This is a genomic window from Faecalimicrobium dakarense, assembly GCF_000499525.1.
In the GTDB taxonomy this organism is placed as follows: Bacteria; Bacillota; Clostridia; order Peptostreptococcales; family Peptostreptococcaceae; genus Faecalimicrobium; species Faecalimicrobium dakarense.
In genome coordinates this window covers 1-5,532 of sequence record NZ_HG529293.1, presented here as the reverse complement: position 1 = coordinate 5,532, position 5,532 = coordinate 1, and the positions used below count along the sequence as shown (strand labels likewise).

4 protein-coding genes and 1 pseudogene are annotated in these 5,532 nt (G+C 25.2%); 1 reads left to right on the top strand and 4 read right to left on the bottom strand.

The window, feature by feature from the left end; genetic code table 11:
* Nucleotides 1-27 precede the first annotated feature (27 nt).
* The 4 genes from BN899_RS06640 to BN899_RS18580 form a co-directional block, all read right to left on the bottom strand.
* Nucleotides 28-396: a hypothetical protein gene (locus BN899_RS06640; RefSeq protein WP_042273985.1), complete on the bottom strand. Its 369-nt coding sequence runs from the start codon at nt 394-396 to the stop codon at nt 28-30.
* 124 nt (nt 397-520) lie between these two features.
* On the bottom strand, nt 521-1,177 hold the full coding sequence (locus tag BN899_RS06635) for a hypothetical protein (RefSeq protein WP_042273982.1): 657 nt from the start codon (nt 1,175-1,177) through the stop codon (nt 521-523).
* Nucleotides 1,178-1,323: 146 nt separating this feature from the next.
* The gene (locus tag BN899_RS18585) at nt 1,324-2,739 is read right to left on the bottom strand and encodes a phosphatidylglycerol lysyltransferase domain-containing protein (protein WP_052356693.1); all 1,416 of its coding nucleotides are present in this window, start codon (nt 2,737-2,739) and stop codon (nt 1,324-1,326) included.
* 53 nt (nt 2,740-2,792) lie between these two features.
* Nucleotides 2,793-3,914 carry a lysylphosphatidylglycerol synthase domain-containing protein gene (locus BN899_RS18580; RefSeq protein WP_052356691.1) on the bottom strand — a complete coding sequence of 374 codons (1,122 nt, stop codon included), beginning with the start codon at nt 3,912-3,914 and terminating at the stop codon, nt 2,793-2,795.
* Between the two features lie 496 nt (nt 3,915-4,410).
* Between BN899_RS18580 and nhaA the strand changes: the two are divergent.
* Nucleotides 4,411-5,525 (top strand): annotated as a pseudogene (gene nhaA, locus BN899_RS06625) (Na+/H+ antiporter NhaA).
* The last annotated feature ends 7 nt before the right edge of the window (nt 5,526-5,532 follow it).

The window sequence follows — 5,532 nt, the reverse complement described above, 5'->3', positions numbered from 1 at the left end:
TGATTAATCACATAGCTTTTATTAATACTAATTTGCCAAATTGCTTATTCCTTTTATTTTTTCAACTAAAACATCATATTTAGATTGTAACTGCTTGTTACTCTGTTCCCAGTTAGAAATATTTTCTTTTAATTTTAATTCATTTTTTTCTAATTCTAAAATTTTACTTTCCGAAATTGTGATTGTTTCTTTTAATTTAGATATATTACCTTCCGATTCCTTGTTCAATTTTTCATTTTCTTTATTTTGATTAGTCAACTCAGAAATTTTTGCATCTAAATTTTGATTTTTTCTTAACACTGTATTGTATCTATCATAATTAAATAATGCAAATCCACTTGATACAACAGTAGTTATTACTAATACTGTTATAAGACATAGTATTTTTTTATTCATATTTACCTCCCAATATATAGCATGATATACTAAATAATACCATATTTTTCAATTTTATAGCATTTTATCTTTATAAAATAAAAAGGCTTAAGTATTTATTAATACCTAGCCTTTTTACTAACTTCTATATTTTCAAATAATTTTTTAAAATCTGTGCTTCCACAAATTGCCCTTTATTATTTAATTTGTCTGCTTTAAAAAAACTTACCATCCATTCATCACATGTATTATATACAATACCAATATTACTTATATCATCATCTGCTTTATTTTTTATTTTTTTAAAAGCATATATAGTATTTTTTGATGATTCCTCTAAGTTAAAATCATATATGTTGTCTATCTTATATACTTTCGGAGCTTTTAGACTTTTTGATGATATAGATTCTAATACTTTATGTACACCATCTACCATTTTCTGATCAGCCTTTTTATGTTTGACTTTATGTTTTTTATCTTCTATATAATTTTCTAATCTTTGAGATGTTACAACTTCGCCCTTATCTGTGAATACAGGCTCAAAAAATAATAATTTAATATCTCCCCTTTTTGTAGGTCTTCCTATTATCATACCATCATCGCATACAAATAATCCATATGTAGGTAACTTAATATCATCTCTACACTTTTTAATTTCATCAGATAGTAAATCTCTAGCTTGAATAAGATCATTTTTTAATAATTGTATAGAGTCTTTGTTTAAATTACAAATTTCTTTTTTACATAAATATGAAGCTCCTTCTTTTCTACACTGCTTTATTTTTTTATTATTTCTAAACACTAAAGCACCCCTTCCAGTATTTTACATCCCTATCTAATTATTATTGATTTAATATTATGATTTTTCTTAAGAAATAATTCATATACTTGATAAATAAAATATAAAAGCCTGAGTTAAACTCAGGCTTTTATTAGAAACAAAGTATTTTACATGCTTTGGTTAATTCTAGCATACTTATTATCATTAATTTTATTTTTTTGTTGGTTATCTTTACCTTTTCCAAATAGTAATATGACTTGAATCATTGTAAATACAAGAGATGTTTTTCTCTTATATGCCATATACCTTCCATCCCAAGAATCACAATACTTTTCTTTAAATTTCTTTAATCCTTGGAATGAATAAAATCTTTGACCATGTGCATATACTTGAGCTGCTATTCTCTCACTTAAGAATGAGTATTTTGATACACCTACATTAGATAATGGAGCTAATCCCATATTAAATTTAGAGTATCCATTTTCTCTTCCCCATTTGAATAAATTTACGAATATAAAGTCCATTGCTCCATTGCATGTGCTTTCTGAAAAACGCATTAAATCTATAGATAAAGTTGTGCGATTATCATACATAGGCATTAAATTAGTAAATCCTTGTATATTATTATCTTTATCTTTTATTATAGCTATTGGTTCAAGGCTTAAATATTCTTCATCAAAGAATCCTACAGAGAATCCTTTTTCTTTTCTATCCCCTAACCATTCATCTGATATGGATTTTATATCTTTTATAAATTCTTCACTAAATGGTGGATATACTATATCAAAAATATATCCTTCTTTCTCAACTCTTGACAGTGCATTTCTTACACTTTTCATTTTTCTACCTTCTAATGTGAATTTATTTAAATCTACTCCAGCATCTTCTCCTAGCTTCATAAATTCATATCCTGTTTCATGTAAGTAAGGGATCATTGTCTCGTCTATAGAGCAAAATACCGGTGTATAGCCATATTTATCACATAACTCATAAAATGTTTGTATTGTTTCAAAGAAGCTTTCTTTATTTCCTATTGGATTACCTAATACTACAACTTTATTTGCATATATTTGATATTGTATTAAAACATCTGTACTATCATTTACATATATATATTTATCATTTAAGTATATATAATGTGTAAGTTGTGCTCCATTATAAGTATCAAGTATATAATCTAATTTATCCTCACACTCATCTAACGTTAATTTAGGAAACTTTTTAGACTTATTTATATAATATAAAATCCCCATAAATATTAATGAAATTACAAATCCAGTAATACTTATCATTATCATCTTATAAACACGTGGACTTGCATGTTGTATATCTATATTTAATAGAGGAATTTTTTTTATTTTACCAGAGATATTTGCATATGCTATAAATAAATAAAATGCTTGGAAACATAATAAAACTAATGTGTCTTTTATAACCTTCCCCCATCTTAATATAAACCCTTCTCTGTAAAATTGTCTTTTGCTACATTTAAGAATAATACCTACCGTTATTAAGTATAGGGTTTCTTCATAATCAAATCCTTTTATTAGTGCAAATATACTTCCAAGTAAAACTAATACCATTGTTATATTATATACTTTCTTAGATTTATAAGTTATTAAGCTAGATATTGTAATTAATAAAAACCAATTATGATTGCTATGTCTCCTGACATATGCATTATTTTAAAATTGAATACCTTATTTATAATGTGTATTCTTTCAATAGTACTTGGCATAGCTTCTGATACTAATAATACTACCCCTGATGATAAAACTAAAAATCTTAATCCAAAATGAGCTACTGTAGATAAAGATTCTGATACAATTCCTCTTATTCTTCCATCTACTTTATTCCATAATTCTGACAGGTATAATATAGCTCCTACAGTTAAAGGAATTATATAATAACTTATTCTATATAAAAATACTGCTAATAATACTTTTTCTGATGAAACTCCTAACCCTTCTAATCCAACTAATAAAGTTAAGTCAAATGTACCTACTCCTCCTGGTGACATACTTAAAATTGCAACTACTATTGCGGCTACAAATATAGGGAAAAACTTCATAAAAGGTATTGGTTCACCTAATATAAGTATTATAGAATAAATCAATATTATTGTAGTTACCCATTCTGACAATGATATTCCTATTATTTTAAAACTATCAATAACATCTCTTTTATCATCATCATTACCTTTTACATAATTTTTTATTAGGTATATAGATAAAATAGGTAAATAACTACCAATTAGCATAGTTAATCCTTTTACTAAACTTAACTCTTTAAATTCTGATACATTAGATATAAAATACAGAAAACATACCATTGAGAATCCTGTTAAATTAAGTGCTACTACCTTAGAAATTTCTTTTACTAATAATTTATTATCTTTTACATGATCTTTATAAAAATAACTTTTTAAAGCAAGGGCAGATGTTCCACCAAATCCAACTATACTTGATACCGAACTTGCTATAAAAGAAAATTTATACAATCTTTTATTATCTAAGTTTATTCCGACTCTTTTTTTTAGTACAAAGTCATAAAAACTAAGTGGTAAAAATGATATCATTCCTAAAGCTATAATTATTAATATATTGCCAATAGATAATTTGTCAGCATACATTACAAAAGTGTCCATATTAAAATCTGTGACTATATTCTTAAATTCCTTAAACACTATAAATAAAATAGCTACAACAAAGGCTATTTTTAAATACAGTAAAGTATTTTTGCTATTAAATTTTTTCATATCAACCGCTCCTAAATCATAATCTTGTTATTTTACATTAAAATTGTACCATATAAGGTTTCTTAAATTCCTTTCATAAACCTTAACATTTTAATATTAACATAAAATTTTTTATAATTTCCCTCTCTTACTTTATTGTTATATTTATATATTCTTATGTATTGATATTAGCACCTAAATAACATAACTGTAAGAAAGTAGAATATTTTATAATATTTATATAATTTAATATTAACATTAAAAACTTAAAGATTTCTTAATATAAATCTAAAGATTTTCTAAAGATTTTATATGATGTAATTATTTCTAGATTAAATAAAAGTTAATTTATGTATCAAAATTTTACGCATTTTTACTATTTTAGAATCATAAATTTTATAAATACATATAGTTAGTTGGTGATAAATTGAGATTACTAAGAACTTATAGAAAGCCTATAAAGTTAGAATTGTTTACAAGTTTGCTTTTAATACTATCTACAGGACTCGCCCTTGTAATGTACAATAGTCCATTAAAACCATTGTATAAAGATATTTTTGAAAATACTTATTTATTTAACGGATTTTCACTACATATGTTTATAAATGATTTTTTAATGGCTATTTTCTTTTTAGTTGCAGGACTTGAGATAAAACATGAAATACTCCATGGAAGCTTATCTTCATTCAAAGAGGCATCTTTTCCTGTTCTAGCCTCTATTGGTGGTGTCATTGTGCCTGCTTTGATATTTATTTTTTTAATAAAGATACTCCTTTTTTAGGTGGGTTTTGTATTCCAATCTCTACAGACATTGCTTTTGCTGTAGGTATATTTTTGATTTTTTCCAAAAAATTAAATCCATCGCTTAAAGTATTTTTACTTTCTCTAGCTGTAGTTGATGACTTAATATCAATACTCGCAATAGGAATTGTTTATTCTATCGATATTAATACTCATTACTTATCTTTAGCCATTTTAGTATTTATGACATTAGTAATTGCTAATAAGCTATTTAATATTCAAAGTATTACATATTACTTATTATCTGGTCTTTGCCTATGGTATTTTATATATTTAAGTGGAGTTCATTGCACTATAAGTGGAGTATTATTAGCTATAACTATACCTACATCTCATTCTAATGGAATTAGTTGCCTAGAAAGGCTTCAGCGATTATTAGTACCTATAAATAGTTTAATAATTATACCATTGTTTGCATTTGCAAATACAGGTATATCGCTAGCTTACAATATGGATTTATCTAGTTCAACTGCTTCTCCTTTATACAAAGGTATAATATTAGGTCTTTGTGTTGGAAAGCCTTTAGGGATTATGATTTTTAGTTATTTGGGAGATTTGATTGGACTCACTGAGAAGCCATCTAATATAAGTTGGTTTGCTGTATTTTTAGTTTCACTAATTGCAGGTATAGGGTTTACTATGTCTATATTTATTTCTGAAACAGCTTTTATAAATGATTTTGCACTTATAAATATAGCCAAGTCTTCTATATTAATATCTTCTATAATATCTATACTATCTACATATATAGTAATTACTATTTATGATATTTTAAGAAAATTAAATAACTATCCTAAAACTCAGCTTATAAATAGATATTATATATCTTGACATATAA